The following is a 16,807-nucleotide window of genomic DNA, read 5'->3' as shown; positions in this document are numbered from 1 at the left end:
AATTCTTGATGGAATAGGAATATAATTCAATGGAAAAGATAAAAGCGTTTTTTGAATTTGAAAAATATAAAACAAACTTTAAAACGGAAATAATAGCGGGATTTACAATCTTTGCTACGATGGCCTATATAGTTGCGGTTGTACCTGGAATGCTAAGTAAAGCTGGCTTGCCATTTGCAGAAGCAATGACAGTAACTGTCTTGATGACCGTTATTACGACCATAGCTATGGCACTATATACAAATAGACCTTTTGTCTTAGGACCAGGTTTGGGGAGTGTGGCTATATTCTCATTTACTCTCGTTGGTGGCGGGGTTCCTTTAGAGATTGCATCAGGTATTGTCTTTATCAGCGGTGTACTTTTTATGTTGGTTTCTTTTTTAGGGGTGAGGGACTTTATTGTTCGAGTGATTCCACATGGAATTAAAATATCCGTAGGTGTCGGTATAGGCTTATTCATTGCGCTTCTTGGGCTGAAACAAGCAGGCATTATTGTTGCTAATGCGAGTAAAAATGTATTGAATTTTGGTGATTTAACTTCAACGCCCGCCATTGTTGGTTTTATAGGTTTTTTTCTTGTGCTCTTTTTTACTACCCGTCAAATTCGTGGTGGAATTATATTAGCTATTTTAATTACAACAGTAATTAGCATCCCTCTAGGAATTACACAGCTTCCAAAATCAGTTATAGCTATGCCACAAAATATTGGTGATATGGCTTTTCAATTGGATATTTTGGGCGCATTAGATGTTAAATACATTCCATTTTTATTAGCGTTTTTTATTCCAGATTTCTTCTCTACCTTGGGAACATTATTAGGAGTAGGCGCACAAGCTGGTTATTTAGATGATAAAGGTAATTTGCCTGGTATCGAAAAAAACTTTCATGTGGACTCGACCGCGACCACTTTTGGGGCATTATTTTCATGTCCAGTATTAACTACATATTTAGAAAGCTCTGCGGGTGTTGAAGCTGGAGGGAAAACGGGCTTTACTGGTATAGTGACAGCAGCATTATTTTTACTAACGCTATTTTTATCACCACTCGCTACAATGATTCCGACGGTTGCCACTGCTCCGGTTCTTGTATATATAGGTTTTTCAATGATGACGTCATTGCGTAAAATTAATTATGAAGATATTACGGAGTATTTACCTGCTTTTGTCTGCATTGCTATGACGATTTTTAGTTTTAATTCTGGTAATGGTATCGCTGCTGCATTAGTTGTATACGCATTTTTGAAATTAATTACGGGACGTTTTAAAGAAGATCATTGGTCCGTGTACCTTATTGCAATCGCAATGATTTATTATTTTAAGATTGTGGCAGGACATTAATCTATCCATTTTTAATAATACTATCCTGTTATATTTCTTCATGGTGCATTATATGGGGGCTGTTTTTCAGCCCCTATTGTTATTTTTAAGGCACTATAAGGAAGGTGTTATTTGTATACAACGACACTAATAGAGTTAGGTGACAATCAACATTTGTATCAACGGATTTAAAGCTTTCTACGCATATTGAGTCACTTACAGAACTTGTGGAATCAACTCTATTGAACAGAATGTTTTTAGTTTCTCATCGTTATGGAGCCTTGGTTGCCTTGGTTTGAGTAAAAATTTGAAACTGTCCTGTATAAAATAAATAAGTTACTATCTTATATACAAGACTTGTATAAATACTAAGAACATTATTTGACATATAGGGTGATAGGCTAGCCAGTGCAATATGTAAAAATTAAAGATGCTATTGTTGAGCAAATAGAGTCAGGTCTTTTACTACCTAAGCAGAAATTACCATCAGAGCGCCAATTAGCCGAATCTTTTGATACGACTAGGGTGACTTTAAGAGAGGCATTATCTTTATTGGAAGCAGAAGGTAAAGTGTATCGAGAAGACCGACGTGGTTGGTTTATTTCACCAGAGCCGTTGATTTATAACCCTAATCAAGTGGTAGGCTTTACTGAAATGGCATTCGCTCAGAAGTTTAAACCGGAAACAAAGTTGATTACCGCTAAATCCATGTTGGCTAATAAGCAAGCTTCGAAACAATTAAATCTGAAACCTTTTAGCAATGTTTATTGTATTGATCGGGTACGTTTGTTGGATGATCGTCCGGTAGCTTTTGTGACGACTTATGCTCATCCGAATTTATTTCCTAACCTGCTTGAGCATGACTTAAGCACTTCACTTATTGAAATATATCGTCAGCACTACCATCAAGAGTACCAAGCAATTCGATATCGCATTACCGCTTCTTCTTTAATGGGGGACATTGCTCAGGCTTTACGTGCCACTTCGGGGAGTCCTGCAACGCTTGTAGAAAAAATACGTTATAACCAAGATGGAATGTTGCTTGATTGTGAGTTTGAATTTTGGCGCCATGATGCAATGTGTATTGAGTCTGTGGCCGATTTTAATATTAAATGATCTGAACTCTTTTAAAGAGAAAAAAGTTAATGAAATTACTACGAAGTACCGTACATCCAGATGTGAAAAAGTTAGAATCTAAATCGATTATTCAACGCTTAGCTACACGTGCGATTGCCATGAAAGGTGAGAGTATTCTTCTACTTTATACTGAACGCTACCACGACTACAGCCTGCCTGGTGGAGGATTAGATTCTGGTGAAGACAAAGTAGAGGGCATGATCCGCGAGCTACAAGAAGAAACGGGTGCACAGAATATTCGTAATATTGAAGCGTTCGGTTGTTATGAAGAGTTTCGTCCATGGTATAAAGGTGATGCCAATGTGATGCACATGCTGTCTTATTGTTATACCTGTGAAGTTGATGATAGGTTAGGGGATACATGTTTTGAATCGCATGAAATTAATAATGGTATGAAGCCTGTTTGGATTAACATTCAACAAGCGATAGAGCACAACTTAAAAACCATTGAACTAAGTGATAAAAAAGGGATGTCGATTGACCGAGAAACCTTTCTCTTGCAGTTGATTGCCGACCAGTGTTTAAAAAGTACTGATCATTAGAATTTTAGCTCTATCCCTTGTTTTAGTGTGGGATAAAGTTACTTGGGTATATAACTTCGCTGTAATTATGTTAAGGTTTGTTGGTGAAAAACAATAATATAATAAGGCAAAATTATGAAATGGTTATGGATTGTACTAATATCGTTATTGTCATTTCAGACGCTAGCAAATGAAGCGAAAAAATACTCAGAAACGGAAATGCTCGATCGTCCCTTAATGGAGCGTTATATTCTCGATGAATTAAAATCATTGCGGACAGAACAACAAGATTTAGAGCGTCGTTTGACGGTACAAATTACCGACCGTGAATTGGCTGTCGCAGATAAATCTCTCAACTATTCCAATATTACCGTGACTTACTTTTTCTATATCATTGCTGGTGTTGCTTCTTTGGTAGCACTAGTCGGTTGGCAGTCTTTGAAAGAGATTAAGCACAACACCAAAGAAATGGCTGATAAGCGTCTTAATGAAATCACCATGTCTTATGAGAAAAAGTTTAGTGCCTTAGAGCGTGATTTAAAACGTAAGACACGAATCATTACAGAGAACAACCGCGAAATTGAAATTATTAATGAAGTACATAACTTATGGCTTCGTGCACAGAGTGCTCAGACTCCAGAGCAAAAAATTGAAACCTATGATGAAATTTTAAAAATTCGCCCAGGTGATCTCGAAGCATTAACTCATAAAGCTGATTCCGCGATGGAAATTAATGAATACCATTGGGCCTTGAGTATTTGTAATCGAGTACTCGAAGTGGATGATAATAACGGTCATGCTCTATACCAACGTGCTTGTGCTTATTCTCGACTCGGTGCCGAAGAGCAAGCGATTAATGATCTTGTCTTAGCTATTGAATCAAGTGCATCACTTCGAGAGCTGGCCTCTGATGAGCCTGATTTTGAAATGTTAAGAGGTAACCCTCGTTTCGAAACCTTAATTGATATCAATGAGCATTCTTAATATTTATGAATAACGCTTCTTCAAATGTTTCCCGCGTATCACAGATATGGCGGGGAACTTTAGCTATTTTCCCTCTCAGTTTAGCCGTCATTCCTTGGGGGTTGTTAGCTGGTTCGTATGCGATTGATATCGGTTTAACGCCATTTGAAGCGCAAGCCTTATCGGCGATTTTATTTGCCGGAGCTGCACAACTCGTGGCCACGGGCATGTTTGATGCTCAAGTAGGCTTATGGACAATGTTGTTGACGACCTTGTTTATTACTTCTCGTCACTTTCTTTACAGTATGTCGATGCGCGAAAAGTTGAGTCCTTTACCGCTTAAATGGCGTTTAGGATTAGGCTTTTTACTGACCGATGAATTGTTTGCGGTTTGTGGCCATCAAACTCAAAGAGTGTTTAACCGCTGGTACGCATTAGGTGCAGGTTTTAGCTTCTACTTAGTTTGGAATATTGCTAGTTTTATAGGGATTGTCGCAGGAAAACGAATTCCGAATTTAGACCAGTGGGGGCTTGATTTTGCAGTTGCTGCGACGTTTATTGCGATTGTCATTCCAACAATTAAAACTTGGTCTGTTTTAACATCGGTTATTGTTGCCTTGGTAGTATCCGTTTTACTGAGTTATTGGAAAATTGAAGGTAGTCTTATTATTGCCAGTTTGCTCGCGATGGTGGCGGGTTACTTAGTTGAAGGTAATGTTAAAGATGAAGCAATTTCTCATCAAAATAGTGAAGGGGAAGCATGATTCTACTTTCAATTTTGGCAATGACAGCGGTAGTATTTTTTAGTCGCTATTTGTTTATTTCTCCTAAGCTACCACTAAAGTTAAATGGCAATACGCAGCGTTTGCTTAGTTATTCTAGTCCGGCAGTATTAACTGCTATTTGGGCTCCGATTGTGTTTATCCATGATGATCGTTTGTCGGTTTCTTATCATAATCCATACTTGATTGCGGCTATTCTGGCGGCGTTTATCGCTTGGAAAATGAAGAATGTGATTGCCACGACTTTAATTAGTATGATGGTGTTCTTCCTAGTGAAAAATATATTTTCTATATAAATCAGTAGTATTAACAGATCATAATACAGCTAAATTGAACTCGGCTGATTAAATTTACTAGTAGTAAAGATGCAATGGCCGCTTCCAATAACAGAGATAAATGATTTTACGCAGGGGGATCCCCATTCATCAATACATTGAGTGGGAGAGTGCTTTGGTCGATGCTACTTTTTAACCAAACCATATGGTAAATTGTTAAATACATTTGGTTGCTTTGAAATGGTTGGCGCCGCATTGGTTCCTTGCCATCCTAATAGCATGATCGCCAATACATTTCTATGTTCACCTTTTCCTAATTCAAAATCACCATCAGTGGATGGAATCATGCCTCTTTTCATGTCAATTGCATGAGAAATGGTAGCTTGTGTATCGGCAAGAGTTGGAGAATCTAACTTTCCTGCAAGTAGATAGCTGATACCTACCTCGGCCACCACATCCTCTTTAGTTCGGGCTAATATTTGTTCAATGTTTTTATCGAAATAATCATAAATCCATGAGAATTCTTTATTGTCGATAGGGCGTTGATAGTACTCCGAAGCGGCAAAAATAATATGAGTTAAACCGTAAATTTTATTTGTATATTGTTGGTCGGTAAGTTGTTTATCTTGGTTATCTGGATAGGTTTTTTGGAAAGCAAGAATAAAATCATCAACCACATCTTGTTCATCTAACTGGCGCAACCAATAGACTTGATTTGCTAATTGAGCCGCCCATGCTTTGATCATTTCAGGGTCAGTTGCATAGGGTTTAAAGTCGAATTGACGAATTAAGTTATGTAGATGCTTATCGCCTTTATGCTTTAAACCATATTCATCTGCTCGAGCCATAGCGCCAAGAAGGTCGATACCTAAGAATAGATATTCAGGCTTATCTTTGGTCACTTCGTAGCGCAATTGGGTGCGAACAGTCTTCTTTGTTTTATAGTACTGTAATTTCTTCTGCCCGTAAGCTTTGGCTTGCTTACGCGTGTGTATTTCAGCGGCAATTTCATTAAGTGTGCTAGCGACTCTTGCCATATCTGACCAAACTGCTGCAGAGTATTTCGGATCTAACGTTTGGCGGTACATCCTTAACCCGTAATGCCCAGCAGTGTTGGCATTCAGCGTGTAAAGTTGGCTCTCGAACGTATGCTTAATAATCTCGGCATCTTGTTGATAACGAGTGGCTTGAATTGCAGATGTTTGTTGCCTTAGATTTTCTTTTGCTAAGACGGTTGGTACAAAGGTAAGCTGTGATAAACCAAAAATGGCGATAATGATTAAAGATGCAGGTTTGAGCTTAAGCATAAGAATATCCTTTTCGATTTGAAAGTTTGGATATATATAAATTACACCTGTTTATACTTCTTTGTATTCATTATTTGAGTTTACAGAATAAAATTGACACTAAACTTACCTAATACCAATCGTACTAATTATCTGCTCATCTAATGGGTGTGGTTGGGATAAGATAATGGTGAGTTTTGATTCACTAAACATTCTTTAGAAACTTAGATTGTATTTTTAATACAGCCGCAACATGAAAATGATATGGTATATAACCCAGTAGAAGGAGAAATATGATGCAGATACAGGTTGATACCCATACTCACACTTATGCAAGCGGTCATGCTTATAGTACGTTAATTGAGAATGCTGAATGCGCTCATAAGCATGGTATGAAAATGTTTTGCACTACAGACCATGCTTCAACTATGCCGGGCGCTCCACATTATTGGTTTTTCAATAACCAACGTATTTTACCCCGATTTTTAAGTGATGTGGCCATTTTGCGCGGTATGGAAAGCAACATTATGAATGAATCTGGTGAGGTTGATATTCATCCTAGTTCCGATGAGCATTTAGATTGGGTCATTGCGAGTTTCCATGAGCCGGTATTTACACCTTCTACCAAAGAGGTTCATACCACAACGTTAATCAATGTGATTAAAAGTGGCCGCGTTGATGCGCTCGGTCACCTAGGAAACCCGAGATACGATTTCGATTTTAAAGCGGTAGCTGAGTGTGCCAAACAACACAATGTGGCGATTGAATTGAATAACTCTTCATTAAAAGGCGGCAGTCGTGCGGGCAGTGAACAGCGTTGTGAAGCGATTGCTTTAGCGGTAAAAGAATCGGGTGGTTATATCACGACAGGCTCCGATGCTCATTTTGCTCATGATCTGGGTAAATTCGAAAAGGTGAGTGAATTGCTTGATCGTATTGCAATGCCCGCAGAGCAAGTGATTACGCACACACCGAAACAGTTTTTAGAATTCTTAGCTAAACGTGGTCGCCAAGCGATTTCTGAATTTGAGAGGTTGTAACCTTAGGGGGTAATCTTGATGCTTCACTAAGATGATCTATTAAATAGGTAAATGTTTTACGGCATAATCGATAAACACTTTCAGACGCGTCGGCATGTATTTGCTAGACGCGTATTGCATGGCAATTACTCCATGATAGTTTCCTTTGATCGTCCAATCGTCTAATACTTGAATGACTTCTCCATTACTCAATGCTTCTCGGATTACAAAATCAGGGAAGATACCAATACCAAGCCCATCTTTGACCCCATTAAGACGCATTTGTGAATGGTTAACGGCATATCGCCCTGATACAGGAATTGTATGAGTTTCATTACCTTGAACAAAATTCCAAATATGATCATTACGAGCTTCTCCAAGGTATAAGCAATCATGCTGTATTAATTCAGTAGGATGTTGCGGATGACCTTTATGATCTAAATATTCTGGACTAGCACAAAGTGATAAATTGACCTTGCCAAGTTCTCGAGAAATTAGATTTTCATACGGCTTATCGGTTAAGCGAAACATAATATCGATACCTTGTTCTACCATATCGATATCGCCATCAGAGACTTTCAACTTCAATTCAATATTCGGATAACGCTGTAAAAAAGGTGTCACGATTGGTTGTAAGACTATACTCAAAAAGGCTTTTGGTGCGGCGACGGTGACAGTACCCACCGGCTCTTCGTGTTCAGCATTGGAGATATCCACCGCCTGTTGAGCCGCATTCACCATAGCGACCGATTGTTGGTAAATCTTTTGACCTGATTGTGTGATCTGTAATGTTCGCGTAGTACGCTCAAACAGCTTAACCGAGAGCGAGGCTTCTAAACGGGTGATCAATTTACTTAAAGCGGAAGGTGTGACCCCTAACTCTTTTGCGGCCGCGGTAAAGCTGCCTTTATTGACCACTAAAATGAAGGTGGCGAGATCCGGTAACAATGCGATAAGTCGAGAATTCAACATCTAAATAGCCCATTTGTGAATTTAATTCATTAATGTTTTTCCATGTGGAGGGATAATAGTCTCTTTCACCATGAACTAAAATAGTCTTCAGCTTTTAAACGCTAAAAATCCCAATAATAAAAAGGATATTCCATGTCTTCTGCATTCTACCAACAAATCAACCAACAGATTGATGATGTCAAAACTGAAGGTTTATACAAATCTGAACGCGTGATCACGTCAGCTCAAGCTGCTGCTGTTTCAATCTCAACAGGTGAAGAAGTATTAAACTTTTGTGCCAATAACTACTTAGGTCTGGCTAATCACCCTGCGCTTATTGAAGCAGCGAAACAAGGGATGGATGAGCACGGTTTTGGTATGGCTTCTGTTCGTTTTATTTGTGGTACACAAGATTCGCATAAAGAGCTTGAGCGTAAGTTATCTGATTTCTTAGGTATGGAAGATACCATTCTTTACACCTCTTGCTTTGATGCAAACACAGGTTTATTTGAGACTATCCTTGGAGCAGAAGATGCGATTATTTCTGATGCTCTAAACCACGCCTCTATCATTGATGGTGTTCGTTTATGTAAAGCGAAACGCTTCCGCTATGCCAACAATAATATGGCTGAACTAGAGCAACAATTGATCGCCGCAGATGAAGCTGGCGCACGTCATAAACTGATTGTGACAGACGGTGTATTCTCAATGGATGGTGTGGTTGCAAACTTAACCGCTATCTGTGATTTAGCGGATAAATACAATGCGTTAGTGATGGTGGATGATTCTCACGCCGTTGGCTTTATGGGCGAAAATGGCCGTGGTACTCACGAATACAATAATGTAATGGGCCGTATTGATTTGATCACGGGCACATTAGGCAAAGCAATGGGTGGCGCTTCAGGCGGTTACACTGCGGGTAAAAAAGAAGTGATTGACTGGTTACGTCAACGTTCTCGTCCTTACTTGTTCTCAAACTCAGTAGCTCCTGCGATTGTTTCGGCCTCAATTCGTGTTATTGACCTACTGGCTGAAAGCAATGATCTTCGTACTAAGCTTTGGGAAAATGCTGATCATTTCCGAACTCGCATGACTGAAGCAGGCTTTACTATGGCGGGTGCTGATCACGCGATTATTCCTATTATGTTAGGTGATGCGAAAGTCGCCGCTGAATTTGCAGAACGTGCACTTGAAAAAGGCATTTACGTTGTGGGCTTCTCATTCCCCGTCGTACCAAAAGGCCAAGCGCGTATTCGTACTCAAATGTCAGCCGCTCATAGCCGTGAACAACTTGATCGCGCAATTGATGCATTCATCGCGGTTGGTAAAGAAATGGAGATCATCTAAATGACAGTTCGATCTATTGGCGACATTAAAAATATGGGTAAAATTAAAGCACTCTCTAAGCTAAAGCCTGAAGAGGGCATTTGGATGACAGACGTTGATATGCCTGAGATGGGTCATAACGACATCTTAATCAAAATTCGTAAAACTGCTATTTGTGGTACTGATGTTCATATCTATAACTGGGATGAATGGTCACAAAATACTATTCCTTATCCAATGGTTGTTGGTCACGAATACGTAGGTGAAGTCGTTGACATCGGCCAAGAAGTCAAAGGTTTCGAACTTGGCGACCGTGTTTCAGGTGAAGGCCATATTACCTGTGGTCACTGTCGTAACTGCCGTGGTGGTCGTACTCACTTATGCCGTAATACAACAGGTGTGGGCGTAAACCGTACCGGTGCGTTTTCTGAATACTTAGTGATTCCAGCCTTTAATGCATTTAAAATCCCAGATGAAATTTCTGATGATTTGGCATCCATCTTTGACCCATTTGGTAACGCAGTGCACACCGCGCTATCGTTTGATTTAGTGGGTGAAGATGTTCTAATCACAGGTGCTGGTCCAATTGGTATCATGGCGGCGGCAGTTGCTAAACACGTTGGTGCGCGTCACGTTGTGATTACTGATGTAAACGAATACCGCTTAGAATTAGCACGTAAAATGGGCGTAACTCGTGCAGTTAACGTTGCGGAAGAAAAACTTGAAGACGTGATGGCTGAGTTAGGCATGACAGAAGGCTTTGATGTTGGTCTAGAAATGTCTGGTGTTCCAATGGCATTCAACTCAATGCTTGAATCCATGAATCACGGTGGCCGTGTAGCGCTTCTTGGTATCCCACCATCCGATATGGCAATTGACTGGACTAAAGTTATCTTCAAAGGTTTAGTGATCAAAGGTATCTACGGCCGTGAAATGTTCGAAACTTGGTATAAGATGGCAAGCTTGATTCAATCAGGCCTAGATCTAACTCCAATTATCACGCACCATTTCAGTGTTGATGATTTTCAAGAGGGCTTCGACACGATGCGTGGCGGGCTTTCGGGGAAAGTTATCTTAGATTGGACTAAGTAGTTTTAGGATATCCAAGGAGGATATTTTCAAAAGCACGACACTGTTGATAAAAACAATAGTGTGGAAAATAAAGCCCAATACAGCCTTAAAAAACCTAATTTAGCCCTAATTTTCTAAACAGTATTTTGTTTAGATTTGATGGGCTTTTTTAATGCCTGCCAAGCTCTATTTTCATCCCACATGACGCGATCTATTAGTATCGAATTTAAGATACATCCATCTTACGAACATACGCAATAATAGCGACTTTTGTCGGTTATCCAGCATCTAAAAGGTATAGGTAATGAGCTTTAAAAATCGAATTACATCGCTGACTATTGCCAAATAGAGTACAGTTCTGACTTGAGAACGACCAACTTGGATGGTTCTTTTACCTTTATAGCACTCACTTTCTTTGGTTATCGGTGCTAAACCTATACGTGAGCGGCTTGTTTATTCGTCATATAAGCAAGTTCAAGAAGGATACTAATAATGTAGGGGGCCGCAATATTTCCGATTTAGCGATGTCATTCACACTTTTAATGACATACTTCAATAGAAACGCTAGAATTGCGGTCTGTTTAAAATACAGAGATTGATTTTTTAATTAATGCTTGTTTTTACATCACAAGTTTTTCATGAAATGATTGTAAATTCTTGATAGGGATTTTTATCAAAGCTAAGGAAAACTCGATAACCTATAGATAAATAAGCTGTTTAGTTCTTTTTACTGAATACATGTTGTTTGTTGTATAGAAAGCAATCTTAATGGATTGTCTACTATTAACAGGCAGTGTATTGGTAAAGCGACGAAATTAGTCGCATACCAGGTGTTCGTTTAGCTTTTGGTTTGGCCGCCGATCAGCTAAACACTAGAACACACATTGGTGGTTACGCATAGCTGGCCGTTACTTTTGTGATGGTTTTTGTAACAAGCTCAGGTTAAATTTCCTGAGCTTTTTTTATGCTTGGGATTCTTCGTTTTATAGGTCAATTAAATGCAGGTTCCGCTTTCTTCTTCAACCAGTTATGGCACAATTCCTTTATCTTTTTCAATTGGCCTGTTCGTTACTTTATGAAAATTATCCACACTTCAGATTGGCATCTTGGTCAAAATTTTTTCACAAAAAGTCGCAAGAATGAACATCAAGCTTTTATTCATTGGCTACTAGAGTTGGTTAAAGCACAACAAGTCGATGCGGTTATTATAGCGGGAGATGTTTTCGATACTGGTACGCCACCAAGTTACGCCCGAGAAATGTACAATCAGTTTGTTGTGAAATTGAGTCAACTAGATACCACATTAATCGTTTTGGGTGGTAATCATGATTCAGTTTCAATGCTGAATGAATCTAAAGATCTGCTTGCTTGCTTAAATACCCATGTTATTGCGAATACGACTGAAAACCTTAATGAACAAGTGATTTTGTTAGAAGATCGTAATAAGAAAGCTGGTGCTATTTTGTGTGCGGTTCCTTTTATCCGACCAAGAGATGTGTTGCAAAGTGTCGCAGGAGAAACAAGTACCCAAAAAAAACAAGCGTTGGGAGAGGCTATTCAACAGCACTATCAGAACTTGTACGATAAGGCGTTAGAAATACAAAGTGAGCAAGAACAGAAACTCAAACGTAAACTACCAATAATCGCAACGGGTCACTTAACAGCATTAGGTGTGGCTACTTCTGAATCGGTGCGCGATATTTATATCGGCTCACTTGAAGCCTTTGATGCTAAAGCCTTTCCGACCGTTGATTATATTGCGCTTGGCCACATACACAGACCACAAATTGTTGCTAAATCTGAATCTATTCGCTATTGCGGATCGCCTATTCCGTTAAGTTTTGATGAGATTAAAGCCAAAACGATTGAAACTGAAAGCCCAGAAAAAAGCCAATCAAAGTTATCGAATAAACAAGTAGTGTTAGTTGAATTCAACGAAAATGGTAAGCGGATCGAACCACTTTCTATTCCGCTTTTTCAATCTATGATGACACTGAAAGGCTCACTTGAAAGTATAGAGTCGCAATTGCAGCAATTTGTTGATATTGAGCAAACGGTCTGGTTGTGTATTCATGTGGAAGTGGATGATTACTTATCAGATTTACAGTCAAGAATCCAAGCTATGACAGAAAACCTTAATGTTGAAGTCTTGCAACTGCGTCGTAGTCGCTCGCAACAAGTTCAATCACTGACTCAGGTGAAAAATGAAACTCTGGCAGAGCTTACCCCGCAAGATGTTTTCCACAAACGAATGAGCCTTGAATCCTTTGAAGGAGAAGAGGCAGAGGCTAGGCAACAACGAATTATGCAGCAGTTTGAGCAAGTTGTCTCCGATGTGTTAGAGCAACAAACTGGTAATAGCGATAAGGAAGTGAAGTAATGAAAATCTTAACGGTTCGCTTTCAAAATTTAAATTCATTAAAGGGGGAGTGGAAGATCGACTTCACTCAATCGCCTTTTGTAGAAAATGGTTTGTTCGCCATCACTGGGCCAACTGGCGCAGGTAAAACTACATTACTTGATGCCATGTGCCTTGCTCTGTATCACCAAACACCACGTCTTGGGCTAATTACCACTTCGAACAATGAAATTATGACGCGAGGTACGGCTGAGTGTTTAGCGGAAGTTGAATTTGAGGTGAAAGGAAAAGCGTTTCGAGCATTTTGGAGCATGCGTCGTTCTAGAGGTAAAATAGATGGCAATTTGCAATCAGCGGTTGTGGAGTTGGCTGAAGTGGTAAGTGGTAAGGTTCTTGCGAGTCAAACGAAACGAAAAGATTCCTTATTAAAGGAAATCACTGGGTTGGATTTTTCTCGTTTTACTAAATCCATGATGTTATCTCAGGGCCAATTTGCCGCTTTTTTAAATGCGAAAGAATCCGAGCGAGCCGAGCTACTTGAAGAATTAACGGGCACGGAGATCTACGGTCAAATTTCAGAGAAAGTGCATGAGTACTTTACAAATGCCAAACAAAAGTTAGCGGAACTGGAATCGCAAGCAAAAGGCGTTCAACTTCTCTCTTTAGAGCAAGTTTCAGCACTGAATAATGAACTTGAAGACGTTAAACAACAGCAACAGAAAAACAAGCAAACACAACAAGCCTGGAATGAGCATCACCACTGGTGGCAACAGTACCAAACTGCCCAGCAAGCTGTGCAAGAAGCGCATCAACTACAAGAGAAAGTTAATCAGCAAAAAATAGATGAACAGCCGCAGTTGGATAAACTCGCGAAAAGCGAACCGGCTGAAAAATTGAGACAGCCTTTCCTGCAATGGCAACAGGCGAAGCAACAACTTGATGCGGTTACCACTCAATTCAATGACAAACAGCAGCAATTTTCAGAGTTTGAAAAGCAGAAGCAATCGAAACAACAAAGTCATGATCAGGCTGCTATTGCATTGGAACAACAGAAAAAATCCCAGCGAAGTCTATTCAAATTAATTGATGAACAAGTATTGCCGCTGGATCAAGACATACAACAAAAAGAGAGCAAAGTTGCTGATTTAACTAACCAATATCAAAATGAAAATAAGCAGCTTAATGCCGTACAACAAGAACTTAGCCAGGTTAAGTCTGCTTTAGAACAAGCCCAACAACAGCAGGCGACTTGTCGAGAGTATTTAGATAAGCACGCGAATGATGAGGTGATCTCTCAACACCTAAATTCATGGCAGTTGCAAGTTGAACAAATGGCGCAAAAGGGGCGTGAAATAGTCGATCTCAATAAGACTATTCAAGCCGAGCAACAAGAAAAGGTTAATCTTGCTAATACTATTGCTGTGGAAGAAAAGCACTTTCAGCAATGCCAGGCGGATGTTCATGGTAAAGAAGCCCTATTTCAAGCCGCCAATCAAACCTGGTTAGATCTCAATACTGATGAACAAAAAAATGCGGATCAATTGGCTCTAGAGTTAGAAGAAAAAGATCAACATCGCCAATTTATTTATCAACTACGAATGAAGCATGATGCATGGTCAAAGCTATCGCAAACCATTCTGCGTGAAGCTCAAGTTCTGATTGAACAACAGAAACAACATCAACAACTTACCGATAATTGCGCATCATTACGTCAGGCTTATAAAGCCAAAGACGCTGAGATACAGAGTTATATAACGCTTATCGATCAAGACACGCAATTTGCCGATTATCGTGCCAAATTACAAACGGGTGAAGCGTGTCCTTTGTGCGGTTCATTGGAACATCCGGCTTTAGAGCATTCAACGGCACTGAACCGCTCGCAAATCAGTCTTGATAAAGAACGCGCCGAAACAGAGATAAAGACGATTGAAGCACAAGGCATGCAAGCTCGCTCGCAACTAGATTCTACGGCTCGCTATATAACCGAATTAACGCAAAAACAGCAGCAAGATAACGCTGAGTTGAGCGACATTGAACATCAGTGGCAGCAAAGCTTTAACAATCAAACATTACCATTGTTTGCGATTGAAGACTCAAAGCAACTGCAGCTGTATGAGGTTGACGTTCCTAGGCAAATCGAAGCCATTAAAGCGAAGTTATCTCAGCTTCAACAGGCTGAAAAGCAATTGAATACTTGCAAAGAAGGGCTGCAATTAAGCCATTTTCAACAAGAAAAAGTTAAAGCCTCACTTGAAGGGCTTAAGCAACAAGAACGGGCATTATTTAAACAAGATGATGCTAAGCTCCAATCATTACAAAGCCTGCAAGAAGATAGAGCGACAATCTATCAAACCTTGAGTGAGCAATGGCAGGCTTTAGGCTATAGCTTGCCCGACTATTCACTGCTAGAGGGGAGTCCAACGGATGTTTCGCCATTAAATGATTGGTTAGAGCAAAAGCGTCAAGCATCGCAACAATGGCAGCAATATAATCAGCAATCTACCGAGCTGACGCACAAACTGGCGCAAGTACAGCAAGATGAAGTTCGTTTGAATCAATCACTACAAGAAAAACAGAACCTTGCAGATCAAATGAACAAGGCTCTTATGGCTCAAATTGAATTGCTCGCACAGAAAAAACAGGAACGGTTGGCATTATTTGGTAAACGAAACATTGCAGAAGAAAAACAAGCGAGTCAAAAGCAATTAGATCAAACGGAACAAGCCTATCAAGTCGCTCAACAACAATGGCATAGTCTGCAAGTTCAGTTAGAAAAATTATCCGGTGAGATTGCCAGTACCCAAAATCAGTTTGAACAACAAACTCAAACTCATAAAAAAGCACAGCAAGATTGGCAACAAGCGCTTGACCAAAGTCCGTTTGAAAACCAAGCCATGTTTGAAGCGGCGTTATTAGATGACAATGAAAGAGAGAAACTCATCACGTTGCAGCAGAAGATAAATAATCAAGCTGAACGAGCGGTGGCGTTAGTGGAAAATGCCAATAAGCAGTGGGATAGTATTCAACAGCATGAGAAGGCGTCTCAGTGGATGAAGACGGATTGCGAAACGGTGTTGAAAAGCCTTCAAGAAGTAAGTGAAATCTTAGATAGCCAAACCTACCGTATCGGGCAAATTGAACACGAATTATTAAGTGATAAGCGTAGGCGAGAAGGGCAAGTTGAGCTATTTAAACAGATAGAATCACAGCAATCCCATTATGATGACTGGCAATATCTACATGCTTTAATTGGTTCTAAAAGCGGTGATAAGTTCCGAAAATTTGCTCAAGGACTTACTTTAGACAACCTAGTGTATTTAGCCAATAAACAGTTGGAACGGCTACATGGTCGCTACTTATTACAGCGCTCAGGCGTTTCAATGGATCAGAATGCTGATGTATCTACTGCTAGTGTATCAACGGACGGATTGGCGTTATCAGTGATAGACACTTGGCAAGGCGATACGATTCGAGATACGAAGACGTTGTCTGGTGGTGAAAGCTTTTTAGTGAGCCTAGCGTTAGCGCTCGCATTGTCGGATTTGGTCAGTCACAAAACCAGTATTGATTCTTTATTCTTGGATGAAGGTTTTGGTACATTGGATGCCGATACGCTCGATATGGCTTTAAACGCATTAGATAACTTAAATGCCTCCGGTAAAATGATTGGTGTTATTAGTCATATAGATGCCATGAAAGAGCGTATTCCAGTACAGATAAAAGTGCATAAACGCAATGGACTTGGAATGAGTGAATTAGATTCTTCTTTCCGTGTGCCGGCTTAACAGCAAACTACCCAAT

Annotated in this window: 13 protein-coding genes and 1 pseudogene; 11 read left to right on the top strand and 3 right to left on the bottom strand. The window is 39.8% G+C overall.

Annotated features, from left to right (window positions below):
- The first annotated feature begins 29 nt into the window (after positions 1-29).
- The 6 genes from ACN0T8_RS10730 to ACN0T8_RS10705 all read left to right on the top strand — a co-directional run bounded on the left by ACN0T8_RS10730 (position 30) and on the right by ACN0T8_RS10705 (position 5,015).
- Positions 30-1,337, top strand: coding sequence for an NCS2 family permease (locus tag ACN0T8_RS10730; protein ID WP_417880615.1), 1,308 nt, complete (start codon positions 30-32; stop codon positions 1,335-1,337).
- A 387-nt stretch (positions 1,338-1,724) separates the two neighbouring features.
- On the top strand, positions 1,725-2,432 hold the full coding sequence (gene phnR / locus ACN0T8_RS10725; RefSeq protein WP_417880614.1) for a phosphonate utilization transcriptional regulator PhnR: 708 nt from the start codon (positions 1,725-1,727) through the stop codon (positions 2,430-2,432).
- Between the two features lie 29 nt (positions 2,433-2,461).
- A complete protein-coding gene (locus ACN0T8_RS10720) occupies positions 2,462-2,995 on the top strand; it encodes an NUDIX hydrolase (RefSeq protein WP_417880613.1) in 534 nt (177 codons plus the stop codon).
- A 114-nt stretch (positions 2,996-3,109) separates the two neighbouring features.
- On the top strand, positions 3,110-3,958 hold the full coding sequence (locus ACN0T8_RS10715) for a tetratricopeptide repeat protein (protein ID WP_417880612.1): 849 nt from the start codon (positions 3,110-3,112) through the stop codon (positions 3,956-3,958).
- 5 nt (positions 3,959-3,963) lie between these two features.
- Positions 3,964-4,701, top strand: coding sequence for an AzlC family ABC transporter permease (locus ACN0T8_RS10710; RefSeq protein ID WP_417880611.1), 738 nt, complete (start codon positions 3,964-3,966; stop codon positions 4,699-4,701).
- The gene (locus ACN0T8_RS10705; protein ID WP_417880610.1) at positions 4,698-5,015 is read left to right on the top strand and encodes an AzlD domain-containing protein; all 318 of its coding nucleotides are present in this window, start codon (positions 4,698-4,700) and stop codon (positions 5,013-5,015) included. The genes ACN0T8_RS10710 and ACN0T8_RS10705 overlap by 4 nt, the downstream gene beginning before the upstream one ends.
- A 164-nt stretch (positions 5,016-5,179) precedes the next feature.
- On the opposite strand, the gene ACN0T8_RS10700 is transcribed toward ACN0T8_RS10705, so the two are convergent.
- Positions 5,180-6,301: a DUF3541 domain-containing protein gene (locus ACN0T8_RS10700; protein WP_417880609.1), complete on the bottom strand. Its 1,122-nt coding sequence runs from the start codon at positions 6,299-6,301 to the stop codon at positions 5,180-5,182.
- A gap of 275 nt (positions 6,302-6,576) precedes the next feature.
- On the opposite strand from ACN0T8_RS10700, the gene ACN0T8_RS10695 reads away from it, so the two are divergent.
- Positions 6,577-7,320, top strand: coding sequence for a phosphatase (locus ACN0T8_RS10695; RefSeq protein ID WP_417880694.1), 744 nt, complete (start codon positions 6,577-6,579; stop codon positions 7,318-7,320).
- A gap of 39 nt (positions 7,321-7,359) precedes the next feature.
- Here ACN0T8_RS10695 and ACN0T8_RS10690 read toward each other — a convergent pair whose 3' ends face one another.
- Complete coding sequence (locus tag ACN0T8_RS10690) at positions 7,360-8,271, bottom strand: LysR family transcriptional regulator (protein ID WP_417880608.1); 912 nt, start codon at positions 8,269-8,271, stop codon at positions 7,360-7,362.
- Between the two features lie 132 nt (positions 8,272-8,403).
- Here ACN0T8_RS10690 and ACN0T8_RS10685 point away from each other — a divergent pair, with 132 nt between their 5' ends.
- On the top strand, positions 8,404-9,597 hold the full coding sequence (locus ACN0T8_RS10685; RefSeq protein WP_417880607.1) for a glycine C-acetyltransferase: 1,194 nt from the start codon (positions 8,404-8,406) through the stop codon (positions 9,595-9,597).
- A 33-nt stretch (positions 9,598-9,630) separates the two neighbouring features.
- Positions 9,631-10,668, top strand: a complete 1,038-nt coding sequence (tdh, locus tag ACN0T8_RS10680; protein ID WP_417880693.1) for an L-threonine 3-dehydrogenase — start codon at positions 9,631-9,633, stop codon at positions 10,666-10,668.
- 113 nt (positions 10,669-10,781) lie between these two features.
- Here the strand turns inward: tdh and ACN0T8_RS10675 are convergent.
- Positions 10,782-11,165, bottom strand: a pseudogene (locus ACN0T8_RS10675) (transposase); the annotation flags it as partial.
- A gap of 557 nt (positions 11,166-11,722) precedes the next feature.
- On the opposite strand from ACN0T8_RS10675, the gene sbcD reads away from it, so the two are divergent.
- Together sbcD and ACN0T8_RS10665 are read left to right on the top strand one after the other, a co-directional pair.
- The gene (gene sbcD, locus ACN0T8_RS10670) at positions 11,723-13,027 is read left to right on the top strand and encodes an exonuclease subunit SbcD (RefSeq protein ID WP_417880692.1); all 1,305 of its coding nucleotides are present in this window, start codon (positions 11,723-11,725) and stop codon (positions 13,025-13,027) included.
- Positions 13,027-16,791 (top strand): AAA family ATPase, encoded by a 3,765-nt coding sequence (locus tag ACN0T8_RS10665; RefSeq protein WP_417880606.1) that lies wholly within the window; start codon positions 13,027-13,029, stop codon positions 16,789-16,791. Before sbcD ends, ACN0T8_RS10665 begins: the two co-directional genes overlap by 1 nt.
- Positions 16,792-16,807 lie beyond the last annotated feature (16 nt).

The organism is Vibrio sp. (assembly GCF_048266485.1).
Classification (GTDB): Bacteria; Pseudomonadota; Gammaproteobacteria; order Enterobacterales; family Vibrionaceae; genus Vibrio.
The sequence above is the reverse complement of the archived record's forward strand: the minus strand, read 5'-3'. Positions and strand labels throughout refer to the sequence as shown.

What these genes read in the sequence shown, in the direction of transcription:
- ACN0T8_RS10730 (WP_417880615.1), top strand. Translation starts at nt 30, where the DNA reads ATGGAAAAGATAAAAGCGTTTTTTGAATTTGAAAAATATAAAACAAAC.
- ACN0T8_RS10720 (WP_417880613.1), top strand. Translation starts at nt 2,462, where the DNA reads ATGAAATTACTACGAAGTACCGTACATCCAGATGTGAAAAAGTTAGAA.
- ACN0T8_RS10715 (WP_417880612.1), top strand. Translation starts at nt 3,110, where the DNA reads ATGAAATGGTTATGGATTGTACTAATATCGTTATTGTCATTTCAGACG.
- ACN0T8_RS10710 (WP_417880611.1), top strand. Translation starts at nt 3,964, where the DNA reads ATGAATAACGCTTCTTCAAATGTTTCCCGCGTATCACAGATATGGCGG.
- ACN0T8_RS10705 (WP_417880610.1), top strand. Translation starts at nt 4,698, where the DNA reads ATGATTCTACTTTCAATTTTGGCAATGACAGCGGTAGTATTTTTTAGT.
- ACN0T8_RS10700 (WP_417880609.1), bottom strand. Translation starts at nt 6,301, where the DNA reads ATGCTTAAGCTCAAACCTGCATCTTTAATCATTATCGCCATTTTTGGT.
- ACN0T8_RS10695 (WP_417880694.1), top strand. Translation starts at nt 6,577, where the DNA reads ATGCAGATACAGGTTGATACCCATACTCACACTTATGCAAGCGGTCAT.
- ACN0T8_RS10690 (WP_417880608.1), bottom strand. Translation starts at nt 8,271, where the DNA reads ATGTTGAATTCTCGACTTATCGCATTGTTACCGGATCTCGCCACCTTC.
- ACN0T8_RS10685 (WP_417880607.1), top strand. Translation starts at nt 8,404, where the DNA reads ATGTCTTCTGCATTCTACCAACAAATCAACCAACAGATTGATGATGTC.
- tdh (WP_417880693.1), top strand. Translation starts at nt 9,631, where the DNA reads ATGGGTAAAATTAAAGCACTCTCTAAGCTAAAGCCTGAAGAGGGCATT.
- sbcD (WP_417880692.1), top strand. Translation starts at nt 11,723, where the DNA reads ATGAAAATTATCCACACTTCAGATTGGCATCTTGGTCAAAATTTTTTC.
- ACN0T8_RS10665 (WP_417880606.1), top strand. Translation starts at nt 13,027, where the DNA reads ATGAAAATCTTAACGGTTCGCTTTCAAAATTTAAATTCATTAAAGGGG.